The following is a 14,875-nucleotide window of genomic DNA, read 5'->3' as shown; positions in this document are numbered from 1 at the left end:
CGCGCGTGGCAGGATGCTGGTCGTGGACACCGAAGCCGTGCGCCGAGCGCCCTTGTTTGCCGCCTTGACCGACGATGACGCCGAGGCCTTGCTGGCCAGCATGCAGTCACGCACGATCCACCGCGGTGAGGAACTGTTCCACGAGGGCGAGAAGGGCGAATCCCTCTACGTCATCACCGACGGCAAGGTGAAGCTCGGCCGCACCTCCCCCGACGGCCGGGAGAACCTGCTGGCCATCCTCGGCACCGGCGAGATGCTCGGCGAGCTCAGCCTGTTCGACCCGGGCCCGCGCACCGCGACCGCGACGGCCGTGGCCAACACCGAGCTCGTCGGCCTCGGCCACGAGGCGATGGCGGACTTCCTCAAGACCCGGCCCGAGGTGGCGATGACGATGCTCGGCGCCTTGGCGCGCCGCCTGCGCCGCACCAACGAGGCACTCGGCGACCTGGTCTTCACCGACGTGCCGGGCCGCGTCGCCAAGGCGCTGATCGACCTGTCGCAGCGATTCGGTCAGCCGGTCGACGACGGGGTCCTGGTCGGGCACGACCTCACCCAGGAGGAGCTCGCCCAGCTGGTCGGCGCCTCCCGCGAAACCGTCAACAAGGCGCTCGCTGACTTCTCCGCCCGCGGGTGGATCAAGCTCGAGGCGCGCGCGGTCACTCTGCTGGACGTGGAGCGGCTGCAGCGCCGGGCTCGCTGAGATAGTCCAGCTGCGCCTGCACGGTCGCCTTGGCGGCCGGCCAGACCGACCGGGGCACCTCGGCATACACCCGCTCGACGACCGCCTGCGCCACATCCGGGGCGTCCTGCGCTCCTTCTCGCAGCGCCGTGCGCACCTGCTCCAGCCGGTCGCGCCGATGTGAGATGTATGCCGACAGCACGGCCTTCGCGTCCTCGTGCACCGGGCCGTGTCCCGGCCCGAGACGCAAGGGCGCGGCCTGCGCCGCCTCGAGCAGCAGGTCGAGCGAGGCCAGGTAGGGGCGCAGCGCACCGTCGGGATGGGCGACGATCGAGGTGCCGCGCCCGAGCACGGTGTCGCCGGTGAGCATCAGGCGCTCCGCAGCCCAGACGAAGGACACCGAGTCGGCGGTGTGCCCCGGGGTGAGCAGCACCCGGATCGTGATGTCGCCCACCTCGATCCGCTCCTCGTGGACGAAGGGGCGACCCCGCCCGGCGCCGCGGATCGGCGCACCGGTGAGCGTGGCCCAGCGGTCGGCCGATTCGGCGTGGTCGTGGTGGTGATGGGTGAGCAGGGTGAGGGCGATCCGGGCGCCGAGCTCGTCGGCATACCGCAGCACCCGCTGCAGGTGGTCCTCGTCGAGCGGGCCGGGGTCGATGACGACCGCTTCGTTCGTGGAGGGTGAGTGCAGCACCCAGGTGTTGGTGCCCTCGAGGGTCATCGGTCCCGGGTTGGGGCACAACACGACCGTGGCGCGCTCGCTCACGCGGCCTCCGGTCCAGGGGGTGTCACTCACCAGCGTTCTCCGTTCGCAGCACGACATCCTCGCCGCGCAGGTCCGCCACGGGCATGATCGTCGGCACCGGCTCGCGGTGGCGAACGAAGTCCGCCACCGAGGACGCCCCCACCAGCCGGCGCAGCTGGGTCACCGTCGGGGGCAGCATCGCGGCTTCGCCGGCCTCGGCCTGGGCGAGCAGCCGCTCCGGGTCCACCCATTCGGCCAGGTCGGTCTCGCTGGTCGCGTCGTCGGCGATCTGCCCCTGCGGCATCACCGCGGCGAAGAACCAGGTGTCATAGCGCCGGGGCTCGAATTCGGGAGTGATCCAGTGGTCCTGCAGCGCCAGCAGGTCGGCGCGCAGCCGCAGCCCCCGAGCGGCGAGAAACTCGGCAAAGGACAGCTCGCGGGCGACCAGCGCCTCCCGGGCGGCCGGCCAGTCGGCGGCCGGGGCGGCCACCGCCGTCGGCGAGCCCGCGAGCAGCACTCCGGTCTCCTCGAAGACCTCCCTGGCCGCAGCCATCACCAGCTCCGCGGCGGTCGCCGCAGGCACCTCCATCCGGGCCGCCCAGGCCGGTGGCTCCGGCCCCACCCAGTCACTGGCTCCCGCATCACGCGGGTCGACGCCACCCCCGGGGAAGACCCACATCGACGGCGCGAACGCCATCGAGGACACCCGGCGCAGCATGAAAACCTCTGTGCCACAGGGTGTTTCGGCATCGCGCACCAGCATCACCGTCGACGCTGGCCGCGGCGGTGGTCCGGTGGGGCGCCCAGCCGCCAGCCAGGCACGGGCCGACTCGGCGAGCGCCCCCCGGACCACGACTTCCGGCATACCTCAGGAGACGCTGCAGGTGATTTCGACCTCGACCGGCGCGTCGAGCGGCAGCACCGCCACGCCCACCGCGGAGCGGGCGTGCTGGCCCTTGTCGCCGAAGGCCTGCGCGATGAGCTCGGAGGCGCCGTTGATGACACCCGGCTGACCGGTGAACGACGGGTCGCTCGCGACGAAGCCGACCACCTTGATCACCCGGACGGTGTCGAGGTCGTCCACGATGCTCTTGACCGCGGCGATCGCGTTGAGCGCGCAGGTGCGGGCGTGCTTGGACGCGTCCTCCTGCGACACCTCGGCGCCGACCTTGCCGGTGGCGGCGAGTTCGCCGTCGATCATCGGCAGCTGGCCGGAGGTCATCACCAGGTTGCCGTCCCGGATCACCGGCACATAGGCGGCGACGGGCGCGGCGACCGCGGGGATGCTCAGCCCAAGCTCAGCGAGCCGGTCCTCGACCTGCGACATCACTGACCGCCCTTGGGTCGCTTGAGGTAGGCCACCAGGTTGCCGCTGTCGCCGCTCAGCACCTGCACGAGCTCCCAGCCGTCCTCGCCCCACTGGTCGAGGATCTGCTTGGTCGCGTGCACGATCAGGGGCACGGTCGCGTACTCCCACTTGGTCACGTCGTTCTCCTTCGTCGAGGTCGTATGCCGCAACGGTAGTGCGGTCAGCGCGTGGGGTTGAAGGGGCGCAGCTGCTCCGGCACCACGCCAGTCACCATCTGCTCGGCGAGCAGCTTGCCCGACAGCGGCCCGAGGGTGATGCCCCACATGCCGTGCCCACCGTTGACATAGACATTGGGCACCTTGGTCGCGCCGATGAGCGGCAACCCGTCGACGGTGACCGGCCGCGAACCCACCCACACATCGCGCGGGTCATCCCAGTCGACCCCGGACAGCAACGGCGTCGCGGAGCGGACGATCGCGTCCACCCGGTCGGGGTTGAGCGGGTCCTCGGTGCCGGCGAACTCCATCGTGCCGCCGACGCGCAGGCGATCGCCATACGGCGTGCAGGCGACCCGCTCGTAGGGGAAGTAGACCGGGCAGGGCACCGGCCGGGCGGATGCCTCGGTGACCGCCACCGAGAACGAGTAACCGCGCCCGGCCCGCAAGGGCACCCTGACGCCGCACGGCTTGGCCAGGGTCGGCAGCCACGCGCCGGTCGCGATGACCACCGCGTCGCCGGAGATCGGTTCGCCGCTCACCATCTCGACGGTGACACCGTGCGGGCCGTGCCGCAGCGCGCGGGCGTTGGACCCGATGACCATCCGCCCGCCGCGCTGCTCGACCGCGGAGGCGAGGGCTTCGACATACGCGCCCGGATCGATATAGCGCTGGCCGCCGAGCCGGATCGCCCGCTCGACGTCGGCGCTGACGATCGGCAGTTCGGCGCGCAGCGTGGCGTTGTCGACCTCGGTCGCCTCAAGCTCCAGACCGGCCTCGTGGATCAGCTCGATCTCGTGCTCCAGACCGGCGGCGTCCGCGGCGCGCCGGAAGGCCGCCATGATCGGCGCGTCATGCGAAACCGCTTGCACGCCACCGGTTTCCAGCTCGTCGTAGGCGCTGATCGCCAGCCGGTTGACGGGCACGAATTTGTCCATCGTGCGCTTCCACTGACCCGGGGTGCAGCGGCGCGCGAAGCCGAGCATGAAGGACGCCAGGTGGCGGTCCGGGGTGAGCGGCACGAAGAGCGGCGAGTTGGGGTCGAGCACCGCCTTGAGGCCGTATTTGAGGACCGAGGGGTCCGAGAGCGGCACGCACAGCCCGGGCGAGATCCAGCCGGCGTTGCCCCACGAGCTGCCCGCGGCGATGCTCGAGCGCTCGACGACCGTCACCTCGACGCCACGCTCCTGCAGGAACCACGCGGTCGACAGACCGACCATTCCGCCGCCGATGACCACCACGTGGGCAGCACCGCTGCCCTGCACCGGACGCAATGGCGTCTGACGCATCCTCGCCTCCTAGGCTCGCAAGCAATTGATCGGGCCATGCCTAGGCCCGTGCCGACGGTACGCGCAAGTAGGAGGTCCGATGACCGACAGGGTCACCCGGCGACCGGACGAGACGATCTCCTACGGCGCCTTCGCCGACCAGGTGTATGACGTCCGCCTGCCTCGCGTGCCCGCCCTCGGCGCCCTCGTCATCGTGGTGCACGGCGGGTTCTGGAAGCCGGCATACGACCGCAGTCATGCCGCGGCGCAGGCGGAGGGTTTCGCCGAGGCCGGCTTCCACGTGGCCGTGCCGGAATACCGGCGGGCCCGGCGGGCCGGCTGGCCGCACCTGGCCGCCGACCTGCGCGCCGCGTTGGCCACCATCCGCTCCCACCCGCACCTGCCGGAGCGGGCTGTGCTCGTCGGTCATTCGGCGGGCGGCCAACTCGTGGCGTGGGCGTTGCACCAGCGCATCGCGGCCGGCCTCGCCGGTGCGGTCTCTCTCGGCGGCTGCCTCGACCTGGCGCTGTGCCGTGAGCTCGACCTCGGCAATGGCGCGGTCGAGGCACTCTTCGGTGGCCCGACCCCGGCGGACGCCGACCCGCTGCTCCTTGGCGCCGCACCTGCGCCGGTGATCGCTCTGCACGGGGATCGCGACGAGCAAGTGCCGGTCGAGGTGTCGCGCAGCTACCACCGCGCGGTGCCGGGCAGCACCCTGCGTGAGCTGCCCGGCGTCGACCACTACGCACCGATCGACCCACGCACCGAGGCCTTCGTCACATCCCTCGACGCCGTCCGCTCGCTGCTCGCCATTTAGCCTGACCGGTATGACGTGGGACGGGGTGCGGCTGCACATCGTGACGGGCAAGGGTGGCACCGGCAAGACGACGGTCGCCGCCGCACTGGCGACCGCGCTCGCCGCGCAGGGGCAGCACGTCCTGGTGGCCGAGGTGGAAGGCCGGCAGGGGTTGTGCCAGGTCTTCGACGTGCCACCGCTCGGTGAGCGGGAGGTCCGCGTCGCCCGCGGGCTGGACGGCGGCCAGGTGTGGGGCCTGTCGGTCGACGCCAAGGTCGCCTTCGCCGAATACCTGCGGATGTTCTACAAGCTCGGGCTGGCCGGCAGTGTGCTCGACCGGTTCGGCGTGGTCGACTTCGCCACCACCCTGGCGCCCGGCGTGCGGGATGTGCTGCTGCTCGGCCGGGTTTATGAAGCGGTCCGCCGCCGCACCGGCCGCCGCGGCGCGCAGGACCAGCAGATCTATGACGCGGTCGTGCTCGACGCGCCGCCGACCGGGCGGGTCGGCAAATTCCTCAATGTGTCCGAGGAGGTCGCCCACCTGGCCAAGGCCGGGCCGGTGAAATCGCAAGCGGACGACATGATGGCGCTGCTGCGCGGCCCCGCGACGCGGGTCCACCTGGTCACCTTGCTCGAGGAGATGCCCGTGCAGGAGACCGTCGAGGCGGCCGACGAGCTGCGCGGCCTCGGTTTGCGACTCGGCGAGCTCTTCGTCAACGCCGAGCGGGCGCCGCTGCTGCGCCCCGAGGCCCTGGACATGCTCGCCGACGACAGCGCCATCGCCCCGCTCGAAGAGGACCTGCGCACGGCCGGCCTGCGCGTCGGGCCCACCCTCGTCGGCGGACTCACCCAGGGCGGCCTGGACCTGCGCGACCGGCTGGCGCTGCAGGACGAGCAGCGCTCCGCGCTCGATGCCCTCGGTATGCCGACCTGCCACCTGCCGCTGTTGCCCGCCGGGATCGAGGCGGGCGGTCTCGGGACGCTCGCGACCGTCATCCGGGAGGAGATGCGATGACCGACCTGCAGATCGGCGCCCTGATCGACGACCCCAACCTGCGCACGATCGTGTGCTGCGGCGCCGGGGGTGTCGGCAAGACCACCACCGCCGCGGCCATCGCGGTCCGGGCCGCCGAGTCCGGCCGCTCGGTCGCCGTGCTCACCATCGACCCGGCCAAGCGGCTCGCGCAGGCGATCGGGCTGGAGCAACTCGGCAACGAGCCGGCCCAGGTGACCGCGATCGACCCCGCCAATGGCGGCCGCCTCGACGCGATGATGCTCGACATGAAGCGCACCTTCGATGAGGTGGTGCTGCGGCATGCGGAGCCGGCCAAGGCCCAGCAGATCCTGGCCAACCCCTTCTACCAAGCGGTCTCCAGCTCGTTCGCGGGCACGCAGGAATATATGGCGATGGAGCGGCTCGGACAGTTACACGCCGAGCGGGCCGCGGACGGGTCACCGCGTTGGGACCTGATCGTGGTGGACACCCCGCCCTCGCGGTCGGCGCTGGACTTCCTGGACGCACCGCAACGGCTCGGCAGCTTCCTCGACGGCAAGGTGATCCGGCTGCTCGGGGCACCGGCCCGGCGCGGTGGGCGCGCCTACCTCAAGGCCGTCAACGTCGGCGTCAGCTCGGTGACTGCGGTGATGTCCAAGATCATCGGTGGCGACATGTTGCGCGACGCGCAGGCCTTCGTGGCCGCGCTCGACACGATGTTCGGCGGCTTCCGCGAGCGCGCCGATGCGACCTATGCCCTGCTCGCCGATCGCAGCACGGCCTTCGTCGTGGTCGCCACCCCGGAGCGCGATGCGCTGCGCGAGGCGGCGTTCTTCGTGGACCGACTAGATCAGGACGGTATGCCGCTCGCCGGCGTGGTGCTCAACCGCGTGCAGATGACCTATGTCCCGTCCCTGTCGGCGGGCCGGGCGCTCGCCGCGGCCGAGACACTGACCGAACAGGCCGGTCGCCCGCGCGGTTGGCAGCCCAGCGACACCGCGGACCTGCTGACCTTGCACGCGACGGTGACCGAACTCGGCATACGGCATGCGCAGTTGATCGAGTCGTTCAGCGCGTCGCACCCGGACATCGCGACCGTGCAGGTCGCAGCGGCCTCGCACGATGTGTCGGACGTGGCCGACCTGCGCCAGATGGGCGCCGAACTGGCCGGCTGAGCCGACCTGCGCCAGATGGGCGCCGAACTGGCCGGCTGAGCCGACCAGTCAGACCGCGTCGTCCAACCGGCCGAAGTCGTCGGCGCGCGCGGCCTTGAACAGCTTGGTCCAGGACTGCACGTCGGGCCGGCGCCGCAGCAGCGCTCGCCGCTCACGCTCGGTCATCCCACCCCAGACGCCGTATTCGGTCCGGTTGTCGAGGGCGTCGGCGAGGCACTCGGCCACGACCGGGCAGCGCTGACACACCATCTTGGCCGTCTGCTGGGCGGCTCCTTTGGCGAAAAGTTCATCGGGCGACCCGGCCCGGCAGTGGGCTCGTGCGGCCCAGTGCTCGTCCCAGATCTGGGTGGTCAGCACCTCGCTCATAGGGCGCACCTTCCTTGCTCTCGCTTGGCGCCGTTCCCGCAGGTCCGACACCTCCCCGCCTAACTGAATGAGACGTAGGTTACAAGACTTGGACGGTTGTATAAACCCCCGAGTAGCAAAAAGTTTGCAGCGATCTGCGGTAGGGGCCCGACGCCGCGTCCCGGCGCGGCATTCGGCGGTGACCGGCCGCCCCAGCAACCCGGGTTACCCTGGTTTTCATGCGTGCTGCGTCCCGAATCGCCAACGTGCTGACCCTGCTCGGTGCGTTCGTGGCGGTCTCCATGGTTATGGGCCTGCTGAGCGCCGGGCTGCTGATTCCCACCATCGGCGCGGCCGGCCAGGCGACCAACAACAGCATCAAGATGTTCAACGACATGCCGAGCAGCTTCAAGATGAACCCGCTCGCGCAGCAGTCGCGCATCCTGGCCGCGGACGGCTCGGTGATCGGGACGCCGTTCAACGAGAACCGCATCGTGGTGCCGCTGGCCAAGATCGCGCCGGTCATGCGCAACGCCCAGGTCGCCATCGAGGACGAGCGGTTCTACGAGCACGGTGGTGTCGACCCGCGCGGCCTGCTGCGCGCGATCACCTCCAATGTGTTCAGCGGTGGCACGCAGGGCGCCTCGACCCTCACCCAGCAGTACGTCAAGGTCGCGCTGCAGAACCAGGCGCTGGCCGAGGGCAACAAGACCGGCGCGGCAGACGCGGTCGCCCGACAGGGCATGCAGGGGTACGTGCGCAAGCTGCAGCAGCTGAAGTACGCCGTCACGATGGAGCAGAAGTACACCAAGGACCAGATCCTCGAGGGCTACCTGAACTTGGTCTACTACGGCGACCAGCAGTACGGCATACAGGCGGCGGCGATCCACTACTTCGGCGTGAACGCCTCGCAGCTGACCCTGCCGCAGGCCGCGACGCTCGCCGGGGTGGTCAACGCGCCGGGTGTCACCGACCCGATCAACAACCCCGAGGCGGCGACCCAGCGGCGCAATGTGGTGCTGGCGAAGATGTACCAGCAGAAGATGATCAGCTACCAGCAGATGGTTGACGCCCAGTCGACCAAGATGGCGACCAAGCCGACCTACGTCAGCAGTTCCTGCGCCGCCTCGAAGTACCCCTACTTCTGTTACTACGTCTACGACTGGCTGCTGCAGCAGCCGGGCCTCGGCAAGACGCCGAAGCTGCGGGAGGCGGCGCTGAAGAGCGGTGGCCTGACCATCCAGACCAGCTTCGACCCGAAGCTCGCGGACATGATGAACGCCAAGATCCGCGCCAAGGTGCCGGCGGGCAACTCCGCCGACGTGCAGTCCGCGGGCGTGATCATCCAGCCGGGCACGGGTCTGGTGCTTGCCACCGCGCAGAACACCGACTACAGCAACAACGCGGGCAAGGGGAAGTCGGCGATCAACTTCGTCACCCCGATCTCGCAGGGCGGTGGCCAGGGCTTCGCCTACGGCTCGACCGCCAAGACCTTCGCGGTGATCGCGGCGCTCGAGAGCGGCATGGGGGTGAACTCCAAGATCACCCTGCCGAAGATGGACATGGAGATGGACGGCTCCACGCCGCTGCAGACCCGCACCTTCACCAACAAGGACTTCCCCGGCAAGTGCGGCCTCGGGCGCAACGAGAAGTGGAAGGTCCCCAACGACTTCCCCGTGCCCGCCGGGCCGATGGAGCTCGGCAAGGCGACCGCCGAGTCGGTCAACGTCGCCTTCGCCCAGCTCGTGTCCAATGTCGGGGCCTGCAAGGTGCACGACACGACCGTGAAGATGGGCCTGGTCAACGGGTATGGCGACTCGGTCGGCCGCACTCCCTCCGACATCACGCTCGGCAGCTCCGATGTCACCGCGCTGTCGATGGCCAATGCTTATGCGACCCTCGCCGCGCAGGGCAAGGCCTGCACGCCGCGGCCGGTGAAGTCGATGGTCGACGGCACCGGCCAGCAGATCCCGATCGCCGGCACCGCGTGCAAGCAGGTGATCAGCAAGGACGTCGCCAACGCCACGACCAAGGTGCTCGAGCAGGTGCTCGGCCCGGATCCGCTCGCAACAGCCGCCAAATCCGGCCTCGCCGGTGGGCGCCCGTCGGCGGGCAAGACCGGCACCGTCGACGGCGCCACGCAGACCTGGTTCGTGGGCTACACCCCGCAGCTGGCCACCTCGATCTGGGTGGGCCACCTGAACTCCCAGGCCAAGCTGAAGGACGTCAAGCTCGGCAGCACCTTCTACAAGGGCTACATCTTCGGTGGCACGCTCGCCGCGCCGATCTGGAAGTCGGTGATGGACGAGGCGCTCAAGGGCAAGCCCAAGGTGAAGTTCACCGAGCCGTCGGACAAGCTGCTCAACGGTGACCAGATCAAGGTCCCGAATGTCGTCGGACAGAGCCCTGACACCGCGGTGAAGCTGCTGCAGGCCGCCGGTTTCAAGGGCACGGTCGGCCCGGCACAGGACTCCACGATGTGGGGCGGGCTGGTCATGGGCTCCAACCCCAGCGTCGGCAGCCGCGCGCCGAAAGGGTCGACGGTGACCGTTTTCCCTAGCACCGGGCGGCCGCCCTACGTGCCGCCGCCCGCGCCGGCCCCGACGGTGACCCAGGCGCCCCCGCCCAGGACCGCGCCGCCGCCGAAGCCGAAGCCGACGGTCAAACCAAAGCCGACCCCGACTCCGACGCCGAAGCCGACCCCCACGCCGAAGCCGACCCCCACGGCGACCGCCACCCCGACCCCGACCGCGACGGCGAGCCCGCCGACCAAGCCGGTGCCGCCGGGCAAGTCCAAGAAGGGCTGAGGACTCCCTCGGGGGACAATGTCGCCATGACGCTCAAGCAGACCCTCCAGTCCGACCTCACCGCGGCGATCAAGGGGCGCGACCAAGTGCGCGCCGGCACGCTGCGGATGGCTCTCGCAGCCGTCACCAACGCCGAGGTCGCCGGTGACGCCGCCAAGGAGCTCACCGACGCCGAAACGCTCGCAGTGCTCACCAAGGAGGCCAAGAAGCGTCGCGAGGCCGCCGAGGCGTATGACGGCGCCGGCCGCGCCGAGCTGGCCGACAAGGAGCGGGCCGAGCTCGGGGTGCTGGAAACCTATCTGCCGCAACAGCTTTCGCAGGACGAGTTGCGGCAGCTGGTGGCCGAGGCGATCGCCGAGACCGGCGCGTCCTCCCCGGCCGGCATGGGTCAGGTGATGAAGGTGCTGCAGCCCAAGATCGCCGGGCGGGCCGACGGCCGTCAGGTGGCCGACGCGGTCAAGCGCGCCCTCGCCAACTAGTGCACAACGCCACCAAGGCAGGTCTCGGCCTGGTCGGAGCGGGCGCCGCCTGCCTCGGTTGGGCCTCCCTCGTCGAGCGCAACTGGTATGCCGTCCGCCGCGCGACCGTGCCCGTCCTTCCCGCGGGTGCCGACCCGGTGACGGTGCTGCACCTCAGCGACCTGCACCTGGTCCCCCGCCAAGAGCGCCGCATCCAGTGGGTGCGCGAACTCGCCTGTCTCGCACCGGATTTCGTGATCAACACCGGCGACAACTGCTCGGACCTCAACGCCGTGCCCGCCGTGCTGCACGCGATGGAGCCCTTGCTGGACCGGCCGGGCGCGTTCGTCTTCGGCTCGAACGACTACTGGGCGCCGATGTTCAAGAACCCGGCGAAGTACTTCAAGACCTCGCATCGCAAGGGCGCCGACATGGGTGTGCCGGAGCTGCCCTGGCGCGAACTTCGCGCCGGTCTGGTCGGTGGCGGATGGACCGACCTCAACAATCGTCGGGCACGAATCTCGTTGGGGGGCATACGAACTCAGCTGCTCGGTCTCGACGACCCGCATCTCGGGTATGACGACCTCGACACCCTTGCCGAGCCAGCCACGGACGCCGAGCTGACGCTGGGAGTCGTGCACGCGCCATACCTGCGCGCCTTGGACGCGCTCACCGCGGCAGGTGCGGATCTCGTGCTCGCCGGGCACACGCACGGTGGGCAGCTCGCGGTGCCGCTGTATGGCGCGCTGGTCACCAACTGCGACCTCGGCACCGACCGGGCGAAGGGGCTGTCCCGGTGGTGGCCGGGGGCGGACAACGCGCCGTCGGCGGCCGCTCCGGACGGCGCCGGGTGGCTCAACGTGTCAGCGGGGTTGGGGCACAACAAGTACACGCCGGTGCGCTTCGCCTGCCGCCCCGAGGCCTCGCTGCTGACGCTCGTTGCGCGGTAGTTGAACCCGATTGGGAGTTCCGCTGGGTGCCGGGTAGAGTTTCTCCTCGCTGCGCGCGCTCATGCCACAAGCGAGAGTTCGCGCAGGCCACGGGGTGTGGCGCAGCTTGGTAGCGCGCTTCGTTCGGGACGAAGAGGTCGCAGGTTCAAATCCTGTCACCCCGACCAGTTAGAAAACCGGCTCTGACCTGCGGAAACGCAGTCAGGGCCGGTTTTGCTTTGCCCCTCGCGGGCATAAGTGGGGCACAACGGCACCGGCTGCGGACAGGAAAGACCCCCGCGAGGCTGCAACCTCCGGGGGCCTGACGACAGCAATCCAGAGGTGCTGACGTGGCTCCAAGAGTAGCCGCCACCGCTCCACCCGCCAAGGGTGTCGAGCTTCGGCAGGGCGCACGCCCTGTCACCTCATGTCGCCACCTGTCTCGCTCTGCCGTAGTCGAGACAGGCGGTGGTTCATCGCCGGCCGGCTAACACCACACCGACAGCGGCTGCGTGGCATCCCGCCCGAGCACTGTCCGCGCCGCTGCCTTCTGCGGCCGCGCCGTCCCCCTCCCCAACAGGAACGTCTGCGCCCGTACGGATCGAAACGGGTGGGCCGACCAGTCCTCGGTGCCGTCCCGGGTTAGAGCCGGAACTGCACCCTGCCCGAGTTCGGTGGCGTCACGCGGTCCAAGGCAGACCCGGGCGCGGACGACTGACCCTCGTACGGCGTCCCGAACACATCCCGGTCCTGGGGCAAGCGAGTCATACCCGTAGCCCGTCCCCGGCCAAGCCATACGCGACCACGCGACCGACGCGGTCTCCCGGGGACCCACAACCCTGCGCGGGTTGGGGTCCCCCTACCTTCACCCCGCTCCCGTGCTCCCTCTGCGGTCTCTACTCCGCGGCTCGGCGCAGGACGTCGAGGAGCGTCGACATCTTCGCCCGGCTCAAGATCCGCGGCCGTCGCGCTTCAAGACACTGATCGAGCAACTCGAACAAGAAGACCTCATCATCCGTCTCCAACACGACACCGCGAGCAGCACCGAGAATCACTTGCAGCTCAGCGAGATTCGGTGTGTACGGCCCAACGCCCATCCGGTGGTCGACCTTCCGGAGGACGAACGGCAGGTCGATAACGCGCTCCTCGTCCTCCCAGCGGCATGCCGCGCATACCCACTTCCGCCCGCCTCGCTTGTCGGGCAGCTTGTAGATCCGATCCCCGACCGACGTCGGCGCTCCGCAGAGTGCACACACGTTGTCGAACCGCGACTTGATGCCGTAGCGAACGATCGGTTCCATGCGCATGATGCTGCCCTATTAGTGGGGCAGACTTTCGTGCCCAACTCGCGTGACATCGATGCGTGCCGACGCGACGAGATCAAGTGGACCCTGACCAACAAAAACGCTGGGCCGAATCACGTCGACGAGTCGGTGCCAACGTCCGCCGGCTGCGGTTGGAGCGGGGGCTGACGCAGGAGGCACTGGCGCTCGAGTCTGGCCTCAGTCGGAACCAGTTGATCGAGCTCGAGCACGGGCGGCGAGGGGTGCTGTTCGAGCGGCTGGAAGACCTCGCCGTAGTCCTACAGGTCGAACCAGGCACATTCCTCCTTCGAAAAGCGTGAACCGCTAACCAGCCGCCCACTGCAGCATTGCTCCAGCCTCCTGCCTGCAGTGGACGACAAGTTCGCCACGAAACACGTGGTCGACGCCGCGCGCGGTCACCTCCCACGAGCAACGAAATGACGAAGGCATCGGCTGATGGTCGTGGGCGATGGCGTGCTCGTTGTGAGCATGGTGGTCCTCGTCAGCAAAGACAACAAAACCTTCACCCGTCGCCATTCGGCCTCGAGGAGGAAGGTCTCCCACAGACCACGCCACCACGCACCCCTCGTCGGTTCGCTCAACGTCGATGGCTGTTGCCCATGGGTCCAAGCCTGCCTGTCGCACTCGAGCCACGGCAAAGTTCGGAGGTTTGAACAGCTGCATCTGGCCAAACCTCGCCGGTCGATCAGGTAGCACCGTGAAAGGATCGAATGCTCCGCCATGGTCGCAGTAGTCCGCGTCCGAAGTTGCCAGCACAGTCAGCCCCGCCGGCAGGTTCACCCGGACACGGACGCTGTCGAGGTACCGGTCCGACGTGTTCTGGAGCACGAAGGTCCCAGGACTCAACTCGTGGCGGAGGAAATCCTGGGCGACCTCCGGAAGGTTGCGCTGACAACTGACGACCCAGCCTTGAACCTCAGCCCGGAACTCATTCGGTGAACGACTGTCAGCGAGGGCAGTTCGTTGCTGCATGAAGCCCTGGAGGCCGCTTGCGTACCCCCCGGGCGGCGAGGGGGCTGGAATCGACGCGACCAACTCGCTGGCGACAGTACAGACCATCCCGTCGATGAGTTCGGTGACGCTGGCGCGACTGACCCGATCGAATCCGCCGGAGTAAGACACATCCAGCTTCGCCCCGTTATCTGGCGACTTGGCACGGCGAGATTCCAGCTGAGACAGGTCGTGACTCGTTGCGGGTCGCGTCTTGCCGGGCACGCGTACGAGAACATCTCCGTCACGCACGGAAAGCTTGGACTCGCTATCTGAGTAGTCCTTGCGCACAGCGTGGATCCGATCACCCCAGCAAGGCGGGCTGACGATGATCGCCAGCACCAGTCCGTCCGAATGGCGGATGAATTGGTGGTCCCAGTCCGGCCCGTCGTCGCCGATGTACGCCTGCACGCTGTCGCGCAGAGTCGCGCCATCAATCTCGTCGACGCCCACGAGACCCTCAGACTGGTCGACCCCTACAAACACAACGCCGGCGCCGCCGAGGTGCCGTTCTGCAACATCCGGCATCCGGTTGGCCATGCCAAGCACTGCGCGGCAAAGGACAACGGCTGCGCGCTTGCGCGCCGACGAGCTTTCAAACGTGAGGCGTCCCTTGAGCTCGAGGTAGTCGACTTCCGCCAGATCGCCAAGTTGCAGCGTGTAGTCAATGAGCGCGAGCCAACCCGTCGTGCCGGTCGGTAGTTTCGAAAGGTCCACGTCCATGGACCGATTCTTCATCACACCGGTGACAGCGACCGCCGATGCATCCGGAAGTCGACGCGGTCGCCGAGGCACGGGTCCTCAAGTCCCACACAGCTCTTGCATTCTCGGTCAGCGCGC

16 protein-coding genes and 1 tRNA gene are annotated in these 14,875 nt (G+C 69.1%); 9 read left to right on the top strand and 8 right to left on the bottom strand.

Going from position 1 to position 14,875, the window contains the following annotated elements:
• The first annotated feature begins 22 nt into the window (after nucleotides 1-22).
• Complete coding sequence (locus tag G9U51_RS13750; protein ID WP_171715581.1) at nucleotides 23-700, top strand: Crp/Fnr family transcriptional regulator; 678 nt, start codon at nucleotides 23-25, stop codon at nucleotides 698-700.
• Here G9U51_RS13750 and G9U51_RS13745 read toward each other — a convergent pair.
• Genes G9U51_RS13745 through G9U51_RS13725 form a run of 5 tightly spaced genes read right to left on the bottom strand, consistent with a single transcriptional unit; the run spans nucleotide 657 to nucleotide 4,237 of the window.
• A complete protein-coding gene (locus G9U51_RS13745) occupies nucleotides 657-1,475 on the bottom strand; it encodes an MBL fold metallo-hydrolase (protein ID WP_328823477.1) in 819 nt (272 codons plus the stop codon). The two genes, G9U51_RS13750 and G9U51_RS13745, sit on opposite strands and share 44 nt — an antisense overlap.
• Entirely contained in the window at nucleotides 1,468-2,289 is an 822-nt protein-coding gene (locus G9U51_RS13740) for an NUDIX hydrolase (protein WP_166197492.1), read from the bottom strand. Before G9U51_RS13740 ends, G9U51_RS13745 begins: the two co-directional genes overlap by 8 nt.
• A 3-nt stretch (nucleotides 2,290-2,292) precedes the next feature.
• Nucleotides 2,293-2,751, bottom strand: coding sequence for a RidA family protein (locus G9U51_RS13735; protein WP_166197491.1), 459 nt, complete (start codon nucleotides 2,749-2,751; stop codon nucleotides 2,293-2,295).
• Complete coding sequence (locus G9U51_RS13730) at nucleotides 2,751-2,909, bottom strand: DUF4177 domain-containing protein (RefSeq protein ID WP_166197490.1); 159 nt, start codon at nucleotides 2,907-2,909, stop codon at nucleotides 2,751-2,753. The genes G9U51_RS13735 and G9U51_RS13730 overlap by 1 nt, the downstream gene beginning before the upstream one ends.
• A 44-nt stretch (nucleotides 2,910-2,953) precedes the next feature.
• On the bottom strand, nucleotides 2,954-4,237 hold the full coding sequence (locus tag G9U51_RS13725) for an NAD(P)/FAD-dependent oxidoreductase (RefSeq protein WP_166197489.1): 1,284 nt from the start codon (nucleotides 4,235-4,237) through the stop codon (nucleotides 2,954-2,956).
• A 79-nt stretch (nucleotides 4,238-4,316) separates the two neighbouring features.
• Here G9U51_RS13725 and G9U51_RS13720 point away from each other — a divergent pair, with 79 nt between their 5' ends.
• The 3 genes from G9U51_RS13720 to G9U51_RS13710 are packed head-to-tail and all read left to right on the top strand — an operon-like array spanning nucleotide 4,317 to nucleotide 7,181.
• Nucleotides 4,317-5,033, top strand: coding sequence for an alpha/beta hydrolase (locus G9U51_RS13720; protein ID WP_166197488.1), 717 nt, complete (start codon nucleotides 4,317-4,319; stop codon nucleotides 5,031-5,033).
• A 10-nt stretch (nucleotides 5,034-5,043) separates the two neighbouring features.
• On the top strand, nucleotides 5,044-6,027 hold the full coding sequence (locus G9U51_RS13715) for an ArsA-related P-loop ATPase (protein ID WP_166197487.1): 984 nt from the start codon (nucleotides 5,044-5,046) through the stop codon (nucleotides 6,025-6,027).
• Entirely contained in the window at nucleotides 6,024-7,181 is a 1,158-nt protein-coding gene (locus G9U51_RS13710; protein WP_166197486.1) for an ArsA family ATPase, read from the top strand. Before G9U51_RS13715 ends, G9U51_RS13710 begins: the two co-directional genes overlap by 4 nt.
• Before the next feature lie 48 nt (nucleotides 7,182-7,229).
• Here G9U51_RS13710 and G9U51_RS13705 read toward each other — a convergent pair whose 3' ends face one another.
• The gene (locus tag G9U51_RS13705) at nucleotides 7,230-7,547 is read right to left on the bottom strand and encodes a WhiB family transcriptional regulator (protein ID WP_166197485.1); all 318 of its coding nucleotides are present in this window, start codon (nucleotides 7,545-7,547) and stop codon (nucleotides 7,230-7,232) included.
• Nucleotides 7,548-7,765: 218 nt separating this feature from the next.
• Here G9U51_RS13705 and G9U51_RS13700 point away from each other — a divergent pair, with 218 nt between their 5' ends.
• From G9U51_RS13700 to G9U51_RS13685, 4 genes are all read left to right on the top strand, one after another.
• Entirely contained in the window at nucleotides 7,766-10,333 is a 2,568-nt protein-coding gene (locus G9U51_RS13700; RefSeq protein ID WP_166197484.1) for a transglycosylase domain-containing protein, read from the top strand.
• A 26-nt stretch (nucleotides 10,334-10,359) separates the two neighbouring features.
• Nucleotides 10,360-10,812 (top strand): GatB/YqeY domain-containing protein, encoded by a 453-nt coding sequence (locus G9U51_RS13695; protein WP_166197483.1) that lies wholly within the window; start codon nucleotides 10,360-10,362, stop codon nucleotides 10,810-10,812.
• Nucleotides 10,812-11,741 (top strand): metallophosphoesterase, encoded by a 930-nt coding sequence (locus G9U51_RS13690; protein WP_166197482.1) that lies wholly within the window; start codon nucleotides 10,812-10,814, stop codon nucleotides 11,739-11,741. The genes G9U51_RS13695 and G9U51_RS13690 overlap by 1 nt, the downstream gene beginning before the upstream one ends.
• Nucleotides 11,742-11,831: 90 nt before the next feature.
• Nucleotides 11,832-11,908: transfer RNA gene (locus G9U51_RS13685), tRNA-Pro, on the top strand.
• A gap of 708 nt (nucleotides 11,909-12,616) precedes the next feature.
• Here G9U51_RS13685 and G9U51_RS13680 read toward each other — a convergent pair.
• On the bottom strand, nucleotides 12,617-13,027 hold the full coding sequence (locus G9U51_RS13680; RefSeq protein ID WP_166197481.1) for a hypothetical protein: 411 nt from the start codon (nucleotides 13,025-13,027) through the stop codon (nucleotides 12,617-12,619).
• Nucleotides 13,028-13,083: 56 nt separating this feature from the next.
• Here G9U51_RS13680 and G9U51_RS18035 point away from each other — a divergent pair, with 56 nt between their 5' ends.
• On the top strand, nucleotides 13,084-13,344 hold the full coding sequence (locus G9U51_RS18035) for a helix-turn-helix domain-containing protein (RefSeq protein ID WP_166197480.1): 261 nt from the start codon (nucleotides 13,084-13,086) through the stop codon (nucleotides 13,342-13,344).
• 4 nt (nucleotides 13,345-13,348) lie between these two features.
• Here the strand turns inward: G9U51_RS18035 and G9U51_RS13670 are convergent, their stop codons facing one another.
• Nucleotides 13,349-14,758 carry a hypothetical protein gene (locus G9U51_RS13670; RefSeq protein WP_166197479.1) on the bottom strand — a complete coding sequence of 470 codons (1,410 nt, stop codon included), beginning with the start codon at nucleotides 14,756-14,758 and terminating at the stop codon, nucleotides 13,349-13,351.
• Nucleotides 14,759-14,875 lie beyond the last annotated feature (117 nt).

It is taken from the genome of Metallococcus carri, from assembly GCF_011440275.1.
Lineage (GTDB): Bacteria > Actinomycetota > Actinomycetes > Actinomycetales > Dermatophilaceae > Metallococcus > Metallococcus carri.
The sequence above is the reverse complement of the archived record's forward strand: the minus strand, read 5'-3'. Positions and strand labels throughout refer to the sequence as shown.